This window comes from Chryseobacterium soli (assembly GCF_000737705.1).
Taxonomy (GTDB): domain Bacteria; phylum Bacteroidota; class Bacteroidia; order Flavobacteriales; family Weeksellaceae; genus Chryseobacterium; species Chryseobacterium soli.
In genome coordinates this window covers 797,631-815,752 of record NZ_JPRH01000001.1, presented here as the reverse complement: position 1 = coordinate 815,752, position 18,122 = coordinate 797,631, and the positions used below count along the sequence as shown (strand labels likewise).

Below are 18,122 nucleotides of genomic sequence, written 5' to 3'. Positions count from 1 at the left end.
TAATTTTCTTTAAATTATTGATCTGTCTTACTTTAAGAAAAATAAATTATTGTGGCTTAATACTTACGAATTCTTTTGGGCTTTCGTTATAATTAAGCTTTTTGCTTAATGAAGCGGTAATAGAGTGTGCTAATTCATCAATAATTTTTTGCTTGAAAGTAGGCTTATAATAAATAATGCTTATCTCTCTGTAAGGGAAAGGTTTTTTAAATCTGAAAACATTGGTCTTCTGCTCTTCAGAAAGCTGGCTTAAGGCAAGCTCCGGCAAAATACTGATCCCTCCTACTTTATCTACCATATGTACCAAAGTCTGGATGTTAGAGGCCAGAAAATCTAGATTTTTAGGCTTCAGTGTATTTTCTTTTAAATGACAGATATTTTCAAATTGATTTCTCAGACAGTTTCCTTCTTCCAGAAGCCAAACTTTTTCAACGTTCAGATCTTCTGGAATGATATAAGAATTTTTCTTATTTGCTTCTGTATTCGAGCTGTAGATCATCAGTTCTTCATTAAATAAGAAATCCTGATAAAACTCATCTGCCGTATCATAAGGAGTGGAAATAATTCCCGCATCCAGTTCTCCGGCTTTTAAAGCTTTGATAATATTATCTGTAGTCATTTCTTTGACATTCATCTGGATTTTTGGATTGTCTTCCAGAAACTTGAAGATTTCAGTCGGCAGAATGAAAGAAGATACCGTAGGAATGATTCCCAGGTTAATCGTTCCTCCTAAAATATTGTTTAAAAGATTGGCTTTATTCTTAAGCTCATTGACAGACTCTATAATGACCTTAGCCTGATCGATGATCTGCACGCCCACGTCTGTAGTACGGATTGGGTGTGTAGTTCTGTCAAAAACCTTTACATCCAGTTCATCCTCAAATTTTTGTATCATTGCACTTAGCGTAGGCTGTGTAATAAAGCATGCTTGAGCCGCTTTCCCAAAATGTTTGTACTTATCTACAGCGATAAGGTACTCCAATTGCTGAATGTTCATTTGATTAATATTATCTATTACAAAGATAAAAGGTTTTTGCTATAAGCAATCAAAAATTCAAGTAAATTTGACATTTGGTATGTCTACATAAAGACATCTGCAAAGGATATCAATCATTCAAATATAACTATATGGATTCTAAAAAATTAACCTTAGGTAGCGGCGCTCCTTATTTCGAACATCAGGACTCACAGACTGTAGGTCCCAGAGGTCCTGTTCTGCTTCAGGATTTTATCCTTCAGGAAAATCTTGCTCATTTTGTAAGAGAGAGAATCCCTGAAAGAATTGTACATGCAAAAGGAAGTGGTGCGTATGGTAAGTTTACCGTGACCCACGATATCAGCCAATATACAAAAGCCAAATTATTTTCAACAGTAGGAAACTCCTGTAAAATGTTTGCGCGTTTTTCTACGGTAGGTGGAGAAAAAGGAAGTGCAGACACCGCAAGAGATCCAAGAGGATTTGCCTTAAAATTCTATACCGAAGATGGAAACTGGGATTTAGTAGGAAATAACACTCCGGTTTTCTTTATTAAGGATGCCAAAAAATTCCCGGATTTTATTCATACCCAAAAAAGAGTTCCCAAAACCAATTTAAAAAGTGCCACGATGATGTGGGATTTTTGGAGCTTAAATCCTGAATCGCTTCATCAGGTTCTTATCCTGATGTCTGACAGAGGAACGCCTCACGGTTTCAGACATATGCATGGCTTTGGTTCTCATACTTTTTCAATGATTAATGCGAATAATGAGAGAACCTGGGTGAAATTCCATTTTAAAACAAAACAGGGAATCAAAAATTTCAGCAATGAAGATGCTGTGAAAATGGCAGGTGAAAATCCGGACTTTGCGCAGGAAGATCTTTGCAACGCTATTGAAAATGGTGATTTTCCAAAATGGACAATGTATATTCAGGTCATGACAGAAGAACAGGCTAAAGATTTCAGATGGAACCCTTTTGATATAACTAAAGTTTGGTTCCAGGGAGATTTCCCGCTGATTGAAGTTGGGGAAATGGAACTGAATGAAATTCCGGTTAACTATTTTGCTCATGTAGAGCAGTCTACCTTCTCACCTAGTAATTTAATCAACGGCATCAGCTTTTCCCCGGATAAAATGCTTCAGGGAAGATTATTCTCTTACCCGGATGCCCACCGATACAGAGTAGGTGTAAACGCTCATCAATTAGAGGTAAACCGATGCCCGTTTGCCGTTAACAATTATCAAAGAGACGGATATATGGCAGATTCCTCAGATTATGGAGATAAGCCGAATTACCATCCTAACAGTTTCGATGACATCAAACCGGATCCTTCTTACAAAGGCTATGATTATGAACTAGACAGCGCTCATGTTGCCAGCTATAACAGAAATGAAAATGACGATGATCATTACACTCAGCCGGGTCTTTTATATACCAAAGCAATGAACACAGAAGACAGGGAACATCTTATCAATAATATAGTAGGAAGCATGAGAGGAATTGACGGTCCTAAAAGGGATGAGATCATAAATCGTCAGCTATGTCATTTTTTCAGAGCCAACATTGAACTTGGCATGAAAGTAGCTTCTCAACTAAATATCAATATTGACGCAAATATGATGAACCATTCCAAATAAGCATATTGAACAATAAATTCAATTAAAAGGAAAAAAAACTAATATTTTTTCCTTTTTTTTGCAAAAAATTTATAATTTGCAAAAAATAATATTTTAAAGTGGAAAAATGAGTTACGAAAATATATTATTAAAAAAAGAAGATAAATTATCTATTATTACAATAAATAGGCCTGAGAGTTTAAATGCCCTCAATGCAAAAACAATTCAGGATATCAGTGCAGCTCTTGACGAAGTGAATTCTGACCCCTCTTGCAGGGTCGTAATCCTTACAGGAAGCGGGGAAAAATCATTTGTTGCCGGAGCTGACATTAAAGAATTTAGTGAATTTGGACAGGAAAAAGCTGAAGAACTGGCTAGAAACGGACAAAATACCCTGTTCAACAAAATTGAAAACATGTCTAAACCTGTTATTGCTGCCGTTAACGGATTTGCATTAGGAGGTGGTTTAGAGCTTGCCATGGCGTGCCATATCAGATATGCATCGGAAAATGCCCGACTGGGGCTTCCTGAAGTTACTCTGGGATTAATTCCCGGTTACGGAGGAACTCAAAGGCTTCCTAAGCTTATCGGAAAAGGCCTTGCCAACGAACTGATCTTCTCTGCCAAAATGATTCCTGCCCAAAAGGCAAAAGAAATCGGATTGGTGAATGAAGTATACCCTATCGATGAATTATTAACCAAAACAAAAGAACTCGCCAACACGATTGCCCATAACTCACCGATGGCAATTTCTAAAGCAATCCACGCGGTGAATTTATCTGATACAGATAAAGGTTTTGATACTGAAATCAAGTATTTCGGGGAACTTTTTGAACTTGAAGATAAAAAAGAAGGAGTTTCTGCTTTTTTAGAGAAAAGAAAGCCTAACTTCTAAGACTTAAGACCAATTATTTCGAAAAAACAAACAACAATGCAGCGGTATGAATAAGTTTGATAAAGCTTATCTAAAAATGGCTCAGGAATGGGCAAAACTCTCCTACTGTAAGAGAAAACAGGTAGGGGCTCTTATCGTAAAAGATAGGATGATCATTTCAGATGGTTACAACGGAACTCCTTCGGGATTTGAAAATTGCTGTGAAAATGCTGACGGGCATACACATTGGTACGTACTCCATGCAGAAGCTAATGCCATATTAAAATTAGCAGCTTCTACACAATCTGCTAAGGGCGCAACGTTATATCTAACGCTTTCGCCATGCAAAGAATGTAGTAAACTTATTTTACAGGCGGGAATTACAAGACTGGTGTATATTAATGAATATTCTGACGACGACGGGATATCATTCCTGAGAAACCATCATATTGAAATAGAGCAAATATCAGAATGTGAACTAAAAAAATAAGCACAAATGACTTGGGATGAAAAAATTAAGGATTTTGAAATATTTCTTCGATTCGAAAGAAATTTTTCAGAAAACACGCTCGACGCCTATGTTCGGGACATTAAAAAACTAAAAGAGTACGCTGAAGAGGATCTGGAAAATGTCGGTCCGGACTCTATCGCCTACGAAAACCTGCAAGAATACATCTTCAATCTTTCTAAAAAGAAATTTAGCGAAAGATCTCAGGCAAGATGGATTTCTTCTATTAAATCTTTCTTTAAATTTTTACTTGAAGACGAATTCAGGGAAGATAATCCAGCGTCACTTCTTGAAGGACCAAAACTGGGATTGTATCTTCCTGATACGTTAAGCCTCATGGATATCAATAAAATTATTGCCGCGATTGAGATCAATTCTGATCTTGGAAAGAGAAATCACAGCATTATTGAAGTATTGTATGGATGTGGATTGCGCGTTTCAGAACTTATCGATCTTAAAATTTCGAATATCAATTTCAAAGAACAGTACATTAAGGTAATCGGAAAGGGAAATAAAACCCGTTTCGTACCTCTTGCTGACTATACAGCTGAATTGCTGGACAGCTACATCAAGGATGTTCGTTCGAAAAACAAAATCAACAAAAAATATGAAGACACTCTGTTTCTGAACAGCCGGGGTACCTCGATGTCCAGAGTGATTGTATTTCTTATTATCAAAGAATTAACTGATAAGGCGGGTGTAAGCAAAAAAATATCTCCGCATACCTTCAGGCATTCTTTCGCAACGCATTTACTACAAAATGGTGCAGATCTTCGATACATACAGGAAATGTTGGGACATTCCAGTATTACTACCACCGAAATTTATACCCATTTAAAAACAGAAGAACTGAGGGACGTTATTTTAAGTTATCATCCGAGAAATATGAATATTGCTCAGTGAAACTAAAGTTCCATCTGACATTTAGAAAATTATAAACAGATGAAATTATTGAAATATTGCCCAAGCTGTGGCAAAGAATCTCTAGAATGGGATGGTGAAAAGAAATGGAGCTGCCCCAACTGCGATTTCAGATTGTACAACAATGTTGCCGGGGCAGTAGCCGTGGTCATCAGATGCGGAGATGAAGTGTATCTTACCAGAAGGAATCAGGAGCCTAAAAAAGGAAAACTTGATCTGGCAGGAGGCTTTGTGGATCCGAAAGAAAGTGCAGAAGAAGCTTGCAAAAGAGAGTTATTTGAAGAACTACAGCTACGCATAGATATTTCAAACTTAAAGTATATAACGAGTCTCCCTAATATATACCAGTATAAAGAGATTGATTATAATACAATTGATCTGTTTTATGAATACACTGTTTCAGAAAAGTTTGATGTGAATATCGAACTGTCTGAGATCTCAGAAACACAATGGATTCCACTTAAAGAGGTGAATCCGGATGATATTGCCTTTGATTCTCAAAAGAGATTTTTTGAAGTCTATTTGAAGTCAATATAACCCAAAATACTATTCCCGTAGATGTTACAGGATACTGATCGTTCAATAATGATCGGTAACCCCTATAAAATCTGCGGGAATTTTTATGTCAATGAATTTTGACAAATTATCAAATCCTTCGTTAAATTAAAATGTATAAAACTGGTTGTTAATACGTTTTCGCTTTCAACATATCTTCAAAATAATGAATCAGTAAAGTTCTTTCCGCATCGGAAAGATTAGCTTCTTTATGATATACAATATAGCCGGGTAATGGCATCATCTTATTTTGAATGGTTTCAGTAGCTCTTGTCAGCATATTGGTCTTTAAATCTTTGTTATAAGTACCCCATACAGAAAAGTTAAGCCGTTCGCGGCCATCATTCACATGGCTTTTGATAGACCAGGAAATCGGAGCAATATCTGCATATTTTGGATAGACCGTTTCATTGGAATGGCAATCATAGCAAGCTCCTTTAAGCAGCCCTGCAATCTTCTGCGGAGTTTTGTTAACCTCAATAAAGTTTACAGAATGTTTCACCGGCTGATTTACTTTATCAATGGGAATGAACTGAATTAACGCAAATGTTACCAGCGTCCAGAATATCACTTTTTTTATCGTCTTCATTATTTTACTTTACCGGAGTTAAGACGGCATTATCAGATTTCAATTCTTTCTTTACTTCCTTTGTTACGGGTGTATCCTTAGTATTAGTTTCAGGTGTAGCAGCGGCTCCGGAGACTGGTGTTTTAGGGCTGTCCAAGGTTCTGGTATCTTTCAAATCCCAATCTTCATGGGTTTCCCACAACGGTCTTATGACCGCTTTTTTATAGAAAATATAAGAATCTTCTGCAAAAACCTCAGTGGCAAAATCAGCTTTGTCCCAATATTTATTGCCGTTGTTATCTACCAATATTCTCACAATATATTCCTCAGGTTTTAAGATGTCAAATTTAATCTTATCTCCTTTGGTGTACTGCTGGTAAACAACCTTTTCAGCTGAATCCAGAAGCTGGATCCAATAATTCGTTGTCGGTGCATTTTGAATGGTGAATTCAAGGCTTCCAAAATTATCTATTTTATCTACATCAAAGTCAAAACGCTTTGACTTTGTATTTTTAGTATAAAAAGATGTTACTGTTTCTTTAGGAACTGTAAGCTGATATTTCTTTCCACTGATAAAATCTGATTTTATTATGATTTGATATGGATTAGTGTCTGAAATTTTTGCTGTAAACTCCTGAGTAGTCAAGCTATCACTTTTCAAAATCCATTTTTCCGGACTTATTTTATCAATAATATAATTTGATAAAATTTTAAAATCGGATTTAGGAGCCAATGACTCACCACCATTGTCACTATTGATGTCCATTGCGTTTTTTGTATTATACTTATAAAATACAGAAACGGTATCTTTTTTTCCGTCCGCATCGTAACTGAATTTAATATTCTCCGTGACCGTCTGCCCTACTTTATTTGCTACCGCATCAAACCATATGTTTACAGAGTCTGATTTTGGTCGGTGGGTAACTTTGATATCCTGCAGTTTATCATTAATAGAAAGCACCTTTACGTCTGTGGGATCTCCTTCAAAAGTCATTAAAATTCCACCAGGGTTTTCCTTCATTTCAAGATATTTCACCGGCTTTTTTGACGGATAGATCTTTAAATTTAATCCTGAAATGGATTTTTCAAAAGTAATTGGTTCTTTCTGGAATCCTATTTTTTCAGTTCCCGGATCGTAAATGGAGTTTTCATTTTCGTCTTCGAAAGCAATGATTTTATATTTTCCCGGTGACAGATAATTCAGTTCATAATAACCGTCGTCATCTACTTTAGTGATATAATAAGGTTTCTGCTTGTAGTTCATGGTATCTTTCACCTGATACAAACCTACTACCAGTTTGTTTTCACTGCTGCTGCCTTTTTTCTTTGTTGCCAAGGCATCTTTTATTTCTCCGCTGATATACAGATCGTCTAATTTATCACCTGTAGAAAATGCAAAATTAAAATAACGCAGAATATTCGCTTCATTATTATCGGCAATAGAATTCCCGAAGTTAAAATTATACGTTGTATTGGCCTGTAATGTATCTTCCCACTGAATCAGCACATATTTGTTGGCAATATTGGAAGGAAGAATACGCTTTATTTTTTTGATAGGGGGAGAAATAATCAGATTTTTATTGATATCCTTCAGGGTAATATATTCGTCAAAATCCAATCGCAATTCACGGATATCTCTTTTAACATTAATCCTTGTAGAATCAATATTTGAACCCAGAAATTTAGGAGCCAGAGAGTCTTTCGGCCCGCCGACAGGTGAACCTACCCTTGCACAGGAATGCACAAGAAAACAGATAATAAATAATAGAAGAAGTCTTTTCATGAACATGTTTAGGCAAAAGTAAACATTATTCTCCATAAACGTCGTGTCCGCCGTTTAAAGTATCTTTATTGTCATTCATGACATTGTGAAGTTTATCTTTCTGTACCGGAAAATCTTCAAATAGTCCGGATAACGCAAGTGCAGTATATACTTTATTGGAATAGGCGTTCCCAATCGCTACGATGGTAACTTTTGATTTTAATAAATGAGCAAAAACCGAATTGCTTCCATGCCACCATCCATTATGATAAGTCAATTTTTCACCGTTGTCGAAAATCTTCATTCTGAATCCTAATCCATAATTATTCATTCCCATTTTTTCGTTGCTGTACGGAGAAAAAACCATCTGCATCAGTTCCGGCTTCAGGAAGTTTTTAGAATACATTGCTTTAGAAAAATTATACAGATCTCTCGGCGTGGTGTACACATTTTTATCACCATAAATAAGATCCAATCTATCTAAAGGATATAATTTTCTTCCTCCAAAGTAAAATGACTGTGAAGCCGTAGGCACATCTTTTTCCTGGAAGATATAGGTATGGGTCATTTTCAGCGGTGCAAATACCATTTCTTTCATGGCCTGCGGAAAAGGAGTCTTGGTTACCTTTTCAATCAAAAGTGCCAGTAAGGCGAAATTGGTATTACAATACATAAAACCTGTATCGGTATCTCTTGCCAGTTCAGGTTTATACGTAATGATCATATTCAGAATATCCTGATTGGTAAGGTAGGTCTTGGAAAGTTCTGCAGGCGCAGGCTGAATCTTCGTAATGAAATATTCATACTTGGGAAGCCCGCTTCTCTGATCCAGTAAGGTTTGCACCGTGACATTCGGATAGGGAAATCCAGGAAAAAACTGAGTCAGGTGGTCTGATAATTTTATTTTTCCGGCTTCTATCAATTTCATCATTGCCATAGCAGTCAACGTTTTTGAAACAGAAGCTACATGCAGCGGTGTATTTTTATCGATCGGCATCTGGTTTCCTTCTCTTCCGAAACCTCTGTAGTTTTCGTATAGGATCTCATCTCCTTTCGCCACCAGTATCCCGCCACTCAAATTGCCGTTTTCCCAGACTTTTTTATAGTATTGGTCAATATATCCCACCAACGATGCTTTATTGGAAAGCTGCCCGTCTGCCGTAGTGAAAACACCGTTTAAATCTACATTCCCGTAATTGGGCAGATTGGTTGTATTTTCGGCGGAGGCCTGTTGGTCTTCAGATTTTTTTTTACAGGAAAAAAGAACTAAAAAAATAGTTACAATGAGTACAAAATTGCGCTTCTTCATGGATTTCAAAATGAGGAGCAATTTAATAAAACTCAAAATAAATATTAAATATTGAGCGTAAATTATGAATTATTTAACATAAAAAGGTAAAACCACGAAATTGTAAAAATCAATACACCGAAGCCTGAAATGGAAGAATGAATGATAACAATAGGTTTTACCTTTTTATGATGCTATGTAAAAGAGGTTACAATTTTATCTACGATTACCTGTGCCAGTTTTTCTTTGCTTTGATGCGTCCAGCCTGCAATATGAGGCGTAACAATCACTTTTTCAGACTCCAGGAGGTATTTGAGGTCATCATTTTCTGTTTCAATATTTTCGAATGATGATTTTTCGTATTCCAATACATCCAGGCAGGCTCCTTTTATTTTTCCAGCTTTCAAAGCTTCAACTAAGCTTTTCGTTTCAATATTTTTCCCTCTTGCTGTATTCACAAAATAGAAGTCATTCTTCATATCGGAAATGAATGGCCCGTCAATCAGATAATATGATTCATCAGTTAAGGGGATATGTAAACTCAAAACCTCAGCTTTTTCCTGTAATTCTTTCAAAGAAACCTGTGTGGCATATTCGTCCGAAAGATCAGGCAGAATATCATGAAAAATCACCTTACAGCCAAAGCCTGAAAGCCTTTTCGCGGTTGCTTTTCCCATATTTCCATAACCGATAAGTCCAACGGTTTTTCCCAATAGCTCGTCACCTCTGTTTTCTTCGCGTTTCCAAATTCCATTTTTCACTTCCTGCGAAGCAATAAAAAGACGGTTCATTAAGATCAGCAGCATTCCGACAACGTGTTCTGCTACAGAATCTCTGTTGCCTTCCGGAGAATTAATCAGTTGAATTCCCAGTTTCTCCGCTGCAGGAATATCAATATTTTCCATCCCAGCGCCTACTCTTGCAATGAATTTCAGGTTTTTTCCTTTTTCAAGAAAATTTTTATCTAAAGGAATCCGGCTTCTGATGATCACTCCATCATAGTTTTCAATGATGCGGCATACCTCATCGTAAGAAGAAGTGAAATCCTCTTCCAGAATGAAGTTTTTTGCAATAAGCTGCTCGGTGATAAGCGGATGGTTTTTATCTAAAAGGAGAATTTTCATTTTTCTAAACACAAATTACTTTTCACAAATGGCACCGATGAGAATGTTACTTCTTATCTTTTTTCACTTCTTTTATTACCTCAGGCTCCTGAAAAAGCTTCTTCAATTCCACAGATTCTAAAGGTTTCATTCTTCCGGAAAGGATCAGGGAAAGTTCTTTTCTACGGAAAGCCGCTGCAAATCTCTCTTTTTCTTCTTCCGTCTCAGGAATCATTTCAGGAATTGGGATAGGACGGTTGAATTCATCTACCGCAACAAAAGTATAAATCCCTGCATTGGTATGAATTTTTACCTGGTTAATCGGATCATCCAACCAAACATCTACATACACTTCCATAGAAGTAGAAAATGCTCTTGAAACTTTGGATTCTAATACAACAACTCCTCCTTCAGGAATCGGATGATTAAAAGAAACGTGATTTACGGAAGCGGTCACTACTCTTCTTTCACAGTGTCTTGCTGCAGAAATAGACGCACAACGGTCCATTTTTGCTAACAATTCACCACCAAAAAGGTTTCTTAAAGAATTTGTCTCGTTCGGAAGAACGATATTGGTCATAATGGTCAGAGATTCTGCCGCTTTTTTTATTTTTGCCATGTCTTCTTAGTGTTATTTTTAGGGGCCTGAACTTCTACCGGTTTTCCAGCAGATTTCATTAGTGAATCTTTTTTCAGGGAATCAGCAATTTTCATTTCTGGCGTTTCATGCACCATTATTTTAATGGTATCCTTGGTGATTCTATGCGTTTTCGTCTGTACGGAAACGTTTTCAAAAGATTTTTTCCCGAAAAGAAGATCTTTCTGAGTATAGGCCAGGATTAACAGACCTGCAACAGGAACAATGAAAAGAAAGATCCAAAGTATAGATTTGTTGAATTTATAATCTTTTTCACGGTTCTCTGTATGGACTATTTTTTCACCGTTACTGATATCCGAAAATCTAATTTCTTCCAGTCCATAAAAATCAGGACGGCCAGACTCTACTCGTTTACCTTTAAAATGGGTTTTCTCGTCCTCGATCATGATGGTACCCAGATTTTGGATCTCCAAAACCTGTTCTGCCTGAAGTTTTTTCTTCCAAAAATCAGTCTGGATCTTTAGATCACTTTTAGAGGCTTCTAAAGACATCTGCTTTTGTTCTGCAATGAAAGCAGCCAGTTCATCAGACTGCACTTCATGATCCACTGCAAAAGTGATTTGACTTGCAGGCGGAAGGATGCTTCCGTTTTCAGAATTGATAATTGCCTTAGAGTTCTCCAGGGAAAATACACCAAAGCCTGGAACTGTTGCAGTTCCAGCTTGTTTCAGATATTCTAGAATGTAAGCTGAAATATTCATTTGACGGCAAATTTATAACTTTTTCATGACTTTTAAGGAGATTTATTTGTTACAAAAAAAAGACTGCCGGAACAGTCTTTTGATTATTGTGTATTAAAATTATAATATTGAAATTTGTTTAACAAATTATCTTTTAAATTATTGAATTTTCCAGCTGATTCCAAACATAAAATTAGTTCCTGCCTGTGAAAAATAATACGGTTCGCCATCATAAACAGCTCCATTATTGACATATTTTTTATTGAAAATGTTATTCACCAATAATTTCAAAGCGATATCATTATTGGCAATTTTAAACTGATACTGAGCATTAAAATCAGTCAGCATATAATCTTTCAGCTGCAGATTCTTATCTTCTGTGTTATCCAGGTATTGCTTTCCTACATATTGGTTCATCAAGGCAAACTGGAAGTGTTTATTTGGATTAAATTTCAATGCGACATTGGCAATGATATCTGGTGAAAATGAAGTCTGGGTATTTCCTAAATCTTTTACCAGCGTTGCATTTTCTATCTTAAAATCAAGATTTCTATTCTGGCTTAAACTTGTATTGGCCGAAATCTCCCACTGTTTTGAAAGTTTTGCCAATGCTCCGATCTCGATACCTCTTCTGTAACTTTTACCGGAATTGGTTCTGATAAACGCACCCACATTATTAAGTTCACCATTTAAAACCAACTGATTAACATAATACATATAATAAAGATTCGCCGTGAATGAAATACTTCCAAACTGCTTTTCCAAACCAGCTTCAAAATCGTGAAGCACTTCTGATTTTACATTAGAATCTGCAATAAGGTCGTCTCTATTGGGCTCACGATGGGCATTTGCATAGGACAAGAAAACTTTTCCGTTTCCTATCTTGTAATTGACCCCCGCTTTAGGGTTAAAGAAAAGCCAGTTTTTATTCAAATCTGCCCCTTCGCCATCTCCCGCAGTTATAATTCTTGTATTATAATCGATATGTCTGAGCTGCAGATCCCCGAATAATTCAAAACGGTCATTAAGTCTTACTAATGCTTTTGCAAAACCTGAGACTTCATTCTTTACCGAACGGCTTCTGTAGTATTCACTTTCGTTAATCTGAGGATAAAAAACTCCGGTAACATTTCCGAAATGCCTTCCGTAATACTGATTTGCAACGGCTCCAAAATTAAGGTCAATATTTTCAAATTTCCCGTAAAGAGTGGAAACCAATCCGTAAAAATCATTATTCAGCCATTTTTTTCTTATAAAATCTGAATATTGTACCGTTTCTCCTCCATCTATGATGTTGGGAAGGTTATATCTTGAAAAAGGATCTCCCTGTTTGTAGTTTTCATAATAGCCTTTTCCTTTGGTATAATGCAGCGTCGTTTCCAGGTTCCAATGATCGTTTATTCCCTGTTCCCAAAGCAACTGGTAATGATTTTGTCTGTAATTATCGGTTTCATTATCATAGAAACTTACGATATTCTTCCAGTCTGCATCATAAATAGCTCCTGAAACATTAAATTTAGGATCTGTTTCCCAGGTTTTTCTGTCAATTCCGTTCCAGGCCTGATATGTTTTTTCTTTACCTCCGAAAGCCATCAGACGAAGTCTGGTTTTACCTTCTTCAAATAAAGCAGTGAAATTGTACGAATGAAGATCTGAAGAAGCCCTGTCAATATATCCGTCAGAATGAATATTGGTATATCTTCCCATTACAGAAAGCCTGTTTTTCCAGAATTTTCCGGATCCTACTTCAGCCGAATATTTGTACGTATTGAATGATCCGTAACTGTCATCTGTTTTTACATAAAACTTTTCTTCCGGATCCTTCGAAATTACATTGATGCTGGCCCCAAAAGCCGAAACCCCGTTGTTCGACGTTCCTACTCCCCGCTGGATAACGATCTGGGATGCTGAACTGGTAAGGTCGGGAACATTCACAAAGAAAGTTCCCTGACTTTCGGAATCATTGAACGGAACGCCGTTCATCATGACGTTAATTCCTCTTCCCGCTACTCCACGGATTCTGAAGCCGGTATATCCAACTCCGTTTCCTGCATCGGAAGTGGAAATAATTGAAGTTTGATTTTTTAAAAGCACCGGAAGATCCTGACCGAGATTCCTGCTGTCCAGATCTTTCTGTACATTGATAATTTCTTTGGCAACCGGAAGTCTTTTTGTGAAGTTAACACCATCGATTTCCCTTACCTTGAGGGAATCTGTATGTTGAGTTTGGGCCAATCCCAGTGAGCTTGCGGTAAGCCCTAAAAAAAGTAATCCTTTCATTCTATAAATCTTTAAAATTTAATGAATAAAAGGGGCGGATTAAATAATGTAACGTTAGCAGTCTAAAAATGAGATTCGTATATCATTATACTGTTTCATTGATACATTTTCAAAATTCCCTAAACAGCATTATCTGTTCCAGGTTCATTGGGTATAATCTCAGCCTGTTAAAGCACCCCTTTATTTCAGCCGCGAAATTACAAAAAAATTGTGAGATGTGAGATTTTGATTACAGCGTTCAAAAAGAACTCACTCTCTTTCTCAATCTGAGAGCGTGTTTTTGATGCAAAAAATTAATTGGATTTTGTCTCTTTAATAGGTTTTATTATCAGCATCAATGTAGTAATAATTGGTCCCGTCTTTTGTCACTTCAAACATCTTACCTAATTTCCAGCTGAAATTTCTTTTGATGTTGGAATATTCAAAAGGGATGATTACTTTATTATTAACATCAATCACACCGAATCTATCATTATTGGAAGCTACAATCATGGGATCAGCAGTATCATCGCCTTCCATAATGTACAGGTATTGATATTGAGGATAAATCTGATATTGTCTGTAATCTGCAGCATTTACAAATTTTGATTTCTCGATAATGCCATAAAAGCCATTGGAAACATACGCCTGAAACAGCTGTTGTTTATAGGGTTCAAACTTACACTGTCCTAAATCCTTATCTTTAAATTCATACACCCTTTTTCCTTTCTGATCTATCCGGTAGGAAATTAAATCTTTTTCTACTGTCGCGTAATCTTTGGTTCCGAACTTTCTCACCTTTTCATTGGGAGAATTCAGAAGGTTACAGTCTTCATAAAAAAAGACGGCAATATGATATTCAGGCGAAATGATAAATTTTCCTTTCTGATTGACATAGCCGAATTTTCCATCCTTTTTTTTAGGAATTAAAACAGGAAGATCTTTGTTGATTACCACTAAATCCGGATTGATTTTAGGTTCAGCAGGAACTTTTTTTACTGTGCCTTTCACAGTGCTTTTTACAGCTGTTTTCTTAACGGATTTTGTTTGTGAAAAAACGAAAACCGAAATAAATACGCATAAAAAATTAAGGATATTTTTCATATTCACCATTTGCGTGCAAAACTACGGCCAAAAATAGAAATTATCAAATTCATATTTATAAAGAATCTAAATAATATCATCCTTATAAAATATTAAAAATACGTAAATTTGGGAGCACTTTTTAAGTGTTTGATAATCTAAAAACGTTTTGGAGATATAATTTTTGATAGTAATGCTGTCAAAAAAGTGTATAAATCTTACCCAAAGAGAGTTTTTTCAACAAGACAAACCGCAGGTAAACTACTTATACTTCTATAAGGATCATATACTCCACTTCAAAACTGAACATTATCTCACATTTTTTAAGGAGGTAGATGATGTTGTTTATTACTATAGTCGTTTTGCGGCGGCAACTTTAAATGTTTTATTGTAATTTATAACCCTGTTAAGAAAGAATAACAGTACTGACTCTACTTTTAAAAATTTAAAAGACTTCTATTATTATGAATATGTATCAGGATTACATCCAAGAGATTGAGGAAAGAAAAAACCAGGGGCTTCATCCAAAGCCAATTGACGGTGCTGGATTATTAAGCGAAATCATTGCACAAATTAAAGACTCAGGTAACGAATATCGATCGGATTCTCTTCAATTTTTCATTTACAACACCTTACCGGGAACAACAAGTGCAGCGGGGGTGAAAGCTCAATTTTTAAAAGAGATCATTCTCGGTGAATCCGTAGTAGAAGAAATATCACCGGCATTTGCTTTTGAATTATTATCTCATATGAAGGGGGGTCCTTCTATTAAGGTATTGCTAGATCTGGCTTTGGGTAATGATATTTCTATTGCTAAAGAAGCAGCAAAAGTTCTTAAAACACAGGTTTACCTTTATGACGCCGATACAACACGTCTAAAGGAAGCATTCAATGGCGGTAATGAAATAGCACAAGAAATCATTGACAGTTATGCAAAAGCTGAGTTCTTCACAAAACTTCCAGAAGTTGCTGAAGAAATTAAAGTAGTGACATTTATTGCTGGTGAAGGTGATATCTCAACAGATTTACTTTCTCCGGGAAATCAGGCGCATTCAAGATCTGATAGAGAATTACATGGTAAATGTATGATCACTCCTCAGGCTCAGGAAGAAATTAAAGCTTTACAGGCTCAACATCCTGATGCAAGCGTAATGCTTATCGCTGAGAAAGGTACGATGGGTGTAGGTTCATCAAGAATGTCCGGAGTAAACAACGTGGCTTTATGGACGGGTAAACAAGCAAGCCCATATATTCCATTCGTAAATATTGCTCCGATTGTTGGGGGAACAAACGGTATTTCTCCTATTTTCCTTACTACAGTTGATGTAACCGGAGGTATCGGAATCGACCTTCAAAACTGGGTGAAAAAATTAGACGAAAACGGAAATCCTGTTCGTAACGAGAATGGCGACATCGTTTTAGAAGAAGCTTATTCTGTAGCTACAGGAACAGTTTTAACGATCAATACTAAAGAAAAGAAATTATATAACGGAGATAAAGAATTGAAAGATATTTCAAAATCATTTACTCCTCAAAAATTAGAATTCATCAAAGCTGGTGGTTCTTATGCCATCGTATTTGGTAAAAAACTACAAACATTTGCCGCAAAACTTTTAGGAATTGAAGCTCCTCTTGTTTTTGCTCCTTCTAAAGAAATTTCTATCGAAGGACAAGGTCTTACTGCAGTTGAAAAAATCTTCAACAGAAATGCCGTTGGTGTTACTGAAGGTAAATTATTACACGCAGGTTCTGACGTTCGTGTAGAAGTAAACATTGTTGGTTCTCAGGATACGACAGGTTTGATGACCGCACAGGAATTGGAATCTATGGCTGCAACTGTAATTTCTCCAATCGTTGACGGCGCTTATCAGTCAGGATGTCATACTGCTTCAGTTTGGGATAAAAAAGCTCAGACGAACATTCCTAAGTTAATGAAATTCATGAACGATTTCGGTGTGATCACAGCACGTGACCCGAAAGGTGAATACCACGCCATGACTGACGTAATTCACAAAGTTCTTAATGATATTACAATAGACGAATGGGCGATCATCATTGGTGGTGACTCTCATACAAGAATGTCTAAAGGAGTTGCTTTCGGAGCTGACTCCGGAACTGTAGCATTGGCTTTAGCAACAGGTGAAGCTTCTATGCCAATTCCTGAATCTGTGAAAGTGACTTTCAAAGGAGATATGAAGGAGCATATGGATTTCCGTGATGTAGTTCATGCAACTCAGGCTCAAATGTTGAAGCAATTTGATGGAGAGAACGTATTCCAAGGGAGAATTATTGAGGTTCACATCGGAACACTTCCTGCTGACCAAGCGTTTACATTTACAGACTGGACAGCAGAAATGAAAGCAAAAGCTTCTATCTGTATCTCTGAAGACGATACTTTGATCGAATCATTGGAAATTGCTAAGAGCAGAATCCAAATCATGATCAACAAAGGTATGGATAATCATAACCAGGTTCTTCAGGGACTAATCAATAAAGCTAATAAGAGAATCGAAGAAATCAGATCAGGTGAAAAGCCAGCTCTTACTCCAGATTCGAATGCTAAATATTACGCTGAAGTTGTTGTTGATCTTGACCTAATCGTTGAACCAATGATTGCTGACCCGGATGTAAACAATGATGATGTTTCTAAGAGATATACTCACGATACCATCAGAGACCTTACGTATTACGGAGGTGAGAAGAAAGTTGATCTTGGTTTCGTAGGATCTTGTATGGTTCATAAAGGAGATTTAAAAATCGTTTCTCAAATGCTTAGAAACATTGAAAAGCAGAATGGTAAAGTAGAATTCCAGGCTCCATTGGTGGTGGCTGCTCCTACTTATAATATCATTGATGAGTTAAAAGCAGAAGGAGACTGGGAATTTTTAGAAAAATATTCAGGTTTCGAATTTGATGATAACGCTCCTAAAGGTGAAGCTCGTGTTGAATACAAAAACATGATGTATCTTGAGCGTCCTGGTTGTAACCTTTGTATGGGTAATCAGGAAAAAGCTGAAAAAGGAGACACTGTTTTAGCAACTTCTACCCGTCTTTTCCAGGGAAGAGTCGTGGAAGATTCTGAACGTAAAAAAGGAGAATCCTTATTGGCTTCAACTCCGGTTGTTGTACTTTCTGCGATCATGGGTAGAATTCCTAATATCGACGAGTACAAAAAAGCTGTAGAGGGTATTGACCTTACGACTTTTGTACCTTCAATTAAAGAATTGACAAGTACAAGTGCTCACTAATACCATTAAGATATAGTCGA

The 18,122-nt window shown here is 36.6% G+C and carries 15 protein-coding genes; 6 read left to right on the top strand and 9 right to left on the bottom strand.

Going from position 1 to position 18,122, the window contains the following annotated elements; translation table 11 throughout:
• Positions 1-46: 46 nt before the first annotated feature.
• Positions 47-997 carry a LysR substrate-binding domain-containing protein gene (locus IW15_RS03745; protein ID WP_034709373.1) on the bottom strand — a complete coding sequence of 317 codons (951 nt, stop codon included), beginning with the start codon at positions 995-997 and terminating at the stop codon, positions 47-49.
• A gap of 131 nt (positions 998-1,128) precedes the next feature.
• On the opposite strand from IW15_RS03745, the gene IW15_RS03740 reads away from it, so the two are divergent.
• The 5 genes from IW15_RS03740 to IW15_RS03720 all read left to right on the top strand — a co-directional run bounded on the left by IW15_RS03740 (position 1,129) and on the right by IW15_RS03720 (position 5,435).
• Positions 1,129-2,616 (top strand): catalase, encoded by a 1,488-nt coding sequence (locus tag IW15_RS03740; protein WP_034709372.1) that lies wholly within the window; start codon positions 1,129-1,131, stop codon positions 2,614-2,616.
• A 106-nt stretch (positions 2,617-2,722) separates the two neighbouring features.
• Positions 2,723-3,490: an enoyl-CoA hydratase/isomerase family protein gene (locus tag IW15_RS03735; RefSeq protein ID WP_034709371.1), complete on the top strand. Its 768-nt coding sequence runs from the start codon at positions 2,723-2,725 to the stop codon at positions 3,488-3,490.
• Between the two features lie 46 nt (positions 3,491-3,536).
• On the top strand, positions 3,537-3,959 hold the full coding sequence (locus IW15_RS03730; protein WP_034709370.1) for a deoxycytidylate deaminase: 423 nt from the start codon (positions 3,537-3,539) through the stop codon (positions 3,957-3,959).
• A 6-nt stretch (positions 3,960-3,965) separates the two neighbouring features.
• Complete coding sequence (gene xerD / locus IW15_RS03725) at positions 3,966-4,880, top strand: site-specific tyrosine recombinase XerD (protein WP_034709369.1); 915 nt, start codon at positions 3,966-3,968, stop codon at positions 4,878-4,880.
• A gap of 39 nt (positions 4,881-4,919) precedes the next feature.
• Entirely contained in the window at positions 4,920-5,435 is a 516-nt protein-coding gene (locus IW15_RS03720; protein WP_034709368.1) for an NUDIX hydrolase, read from the top strand.
• 148 nt (positions 5,436-5,583) lie between these two features.
• On the opposite strand, the gene IW15_RS03715 is transcribed toward IW15_RS03720, so the two are convergent.
• The 8 genes from IW15_RS03715 to IW15_RS03680 all read right to left on the bottom strand — a co-directional run bounded on the left by IW15_RS03715 (position 5,584) and on the right by IW15_RS03680 (position 14,875).
• Positions 5,584-6,042 carry a heme-binding domain-containing protein gene (locus tag IW15_RS03715; RefSeq protein WP_034709366.1) on the bottom strand — a complete coding sequence of 153 codons (459 nt, stop codon included), beginning with the start codon at positions 6,040-6,042 and terminating at the stop codon, positions 5,584-5,586.
• 4 nt (positions 6,043-6,046) lie between these two features.
• Complete coding sequence (locus IW15_RS03710) at positions 6,047-7,804, bottom strand: Ig-like domain-containing protein (protein ID WP_034709847.1); 1,758 nt, start codon at positions 7,802-7,804, stop codon at positions 6,047-6,049.
• Between the two features lie 25 nt (positions 7,805-7,829).
• Positions 7,830-9,092, bottom strand: a complete 1,263-nt coding sequence (locus IW15_RS03705; protein ID WP_034709365.1) for a serine hydrolase domain-containing protein — start codon at positions 9,090-9,092, stop codon at positions 7,830-7,832.
• Positions 9,093-9,265: 173 nt separating this feature from the next.
• Positions 9,266-10,195 carry a 2-hydroxyacid dehydrogenase gene (locus IW15_RS03700; protein WP_034709363.1) on the bottom strand — a complete coding sequence of 310 codons (930 nt, stop codon included), beginning with the start codon at positions 10,193-10,195 and terminating at the stop codon, positions 9,266-9,268.
• Between the two features lie 46 nt (positions 10,196-10,241).
• Entirely contained in the window at positions 10,242-10,793 is a 552-nt protein-coding gene (locus IW15_RS03695) for an acyl-CoA thioesterase (RefSeq protein ID WP_034709362.1), read from the bottom strand.
• The gene (locus IW15_RS03690; RefSeq protein WP_034709361.1) at positions 10,781-11,533 is read right to left on the bottom strand and encodes a hypothetical protein; all 753 of its coding nucleotides are present in this window, start codon (positions 11,531-11,533) and stop codon (positions 10,781-10,783) included. Before IW15_RS03690 ends, IW15_RS03695 begins: the two co-directional genes overlap by 13 nt.
• A 138-nt stretch (positions 11,534-11,671) precedes the next feature.
• Entirely contained in the window at positions 11,672-13,792 is a 2,121-nt protein-coding gene (locus IW15_RS03685; protein WP_034709360.1) for a TonB-dependent receptor, read from the bottom strand.
• 312 nt (positions 13,793-14,104) lie between these two features.
• Complete coding sequence (locus IW15_RS03680) at positions 14,105-14,875, bottom strand: WG repeat-containing protein (RefSeq protein ID WP_034709358.1); 771 nt, start codon at positions 14,873-14,875, stop codon at positions 14,105-14,107.
• A 443-nt stretch (positions 14,876-15,318) separates the two neighbouring features.
• On the opposite strand from IW15_RS03680, the gene IW15_RS03670 reads away from it, so the two are divergent.
• Positions 15,319-18,102: a bifunctional aconitate hydratase 2/2-methylisocitrate dehydratase gene (locus IW15_RS03670; RefSeq protein ID WP_034709356.1), complete on the top strand. Its 2,784-nt coding sequence runs from the start codon at positions 15,319-15,321 to the stop codon at positions 18,100-18,102.
• The last annotated feature ends 20 nt before the right edge of the window (positions 18,103-18,122 follow it).

Excerpts from the sequence above, each read along its gene's own strand:
- IW15_RS03745 (WP_034709373.1), bottom strand. The coding sequence starts at position 997 with ATGAACATTCAGCAATTGGAGTACCTTATCGCTGTAGATAAGTACAAA.
- IW15_RS03740 (WP_034709372.1), top strand. The coding sequence starts at position 1,129 with ATGGATTCTAAAAAATTAACCTTAGGTAGCGGCGCTCCTTATTTCGAA.
- IW15_RS03735 (WP_034709371.1), top strand. The coding sequence starts at position 2,723 with ATGAGTTACGAAAATATATTATTAAAAAAAGAAGATAAATTATCTATT.
- IW15_RS03730 (WP_034709370.1), top strand. The coding sequence starts at position 3,537 with ATGAATAAGTTTGATAAAGCTTATCTAAAAATGGCTCAGGAATGGGCA.
- xerD (WP_034709369.1), top strand. The coding sequence starts at position 3,966 with ATGACTTGGGATGAAAAAATTAAGGATTTTGAAATATTTCTTCGATTC.
- IW15_RS03720 (WP_034709368.1), top strand. The coding sequence starts at position 4,920 with ATGAAATTATTGAAATATTGCCCAAGCTGTGGCAAAGAATCTCTAGAA.
- IW15_RS03715 (WP_034709366.1), bottom strand. The coding sequence starts at position 6,042 with ATGAAGACGATAAAAAAAGTGATATTCTGGACGCTGGTAACATTTGCG.
- IW15_RS03710 (WP_034709847.1), bottom strand. The coding sequence starts at position 7,804 with ATGAAAAGACTTCTTCTATTATTTATTATCTGTTTTCTTGTGCATTCC.
- IW15_RS03705 (WP_034709365.1), bottom strand. The coding sequence starts at position 9,092 with ATGAAGAAGCGCAATTTTGTACTCATTGTAACTATTTTTTTAGTTCTT.
- IW15_RS03700 (WP_034709363.1), bottom strand. The coding sequence starts at position 10,195 with ATGAAAATTCTCCTTTTAGATAAAAACCATCCGCTTATCACCGAGCAG.
- IW15_RS03695 (WP_034709362.1), bottom strand. The coding sequence starts at position 10,793 with ATGGCAAAAATAAAAAAAGCGGCAGAATCTCTGACCATTATGACCAAT.
- IW15_RS03690 (WP_034709361.1), bottom strand. The coding sequence starts at position 11,533 with ATGAATATTTCAGCTTACATTCTAGAATATCTGAAACAAGCTGGAACT.
- IW15_RS03685 (WP_034709360.1), bottom strand. The coding sequence starts at position 13,792 with ATGAAAGGATTACTTTTTTTAGGGCTTACCGCAAGCTCACTGGGATTG.
- IW15_RS03680 (WP_034709358.1), bottom strand. The coding sequence starts at position 14,875 with ATGAAAAATATCCTTAATTTTTTATGCGTATTTATTTCGGTTTTCGTT.
- IW15_RS03670 (WP_034709356.1), top strand. The coding sequence starts at position 15,319 with ATGAATATGTATCAGGATTACATCCAAGAGATTGAGGAAAGAAAAAAC.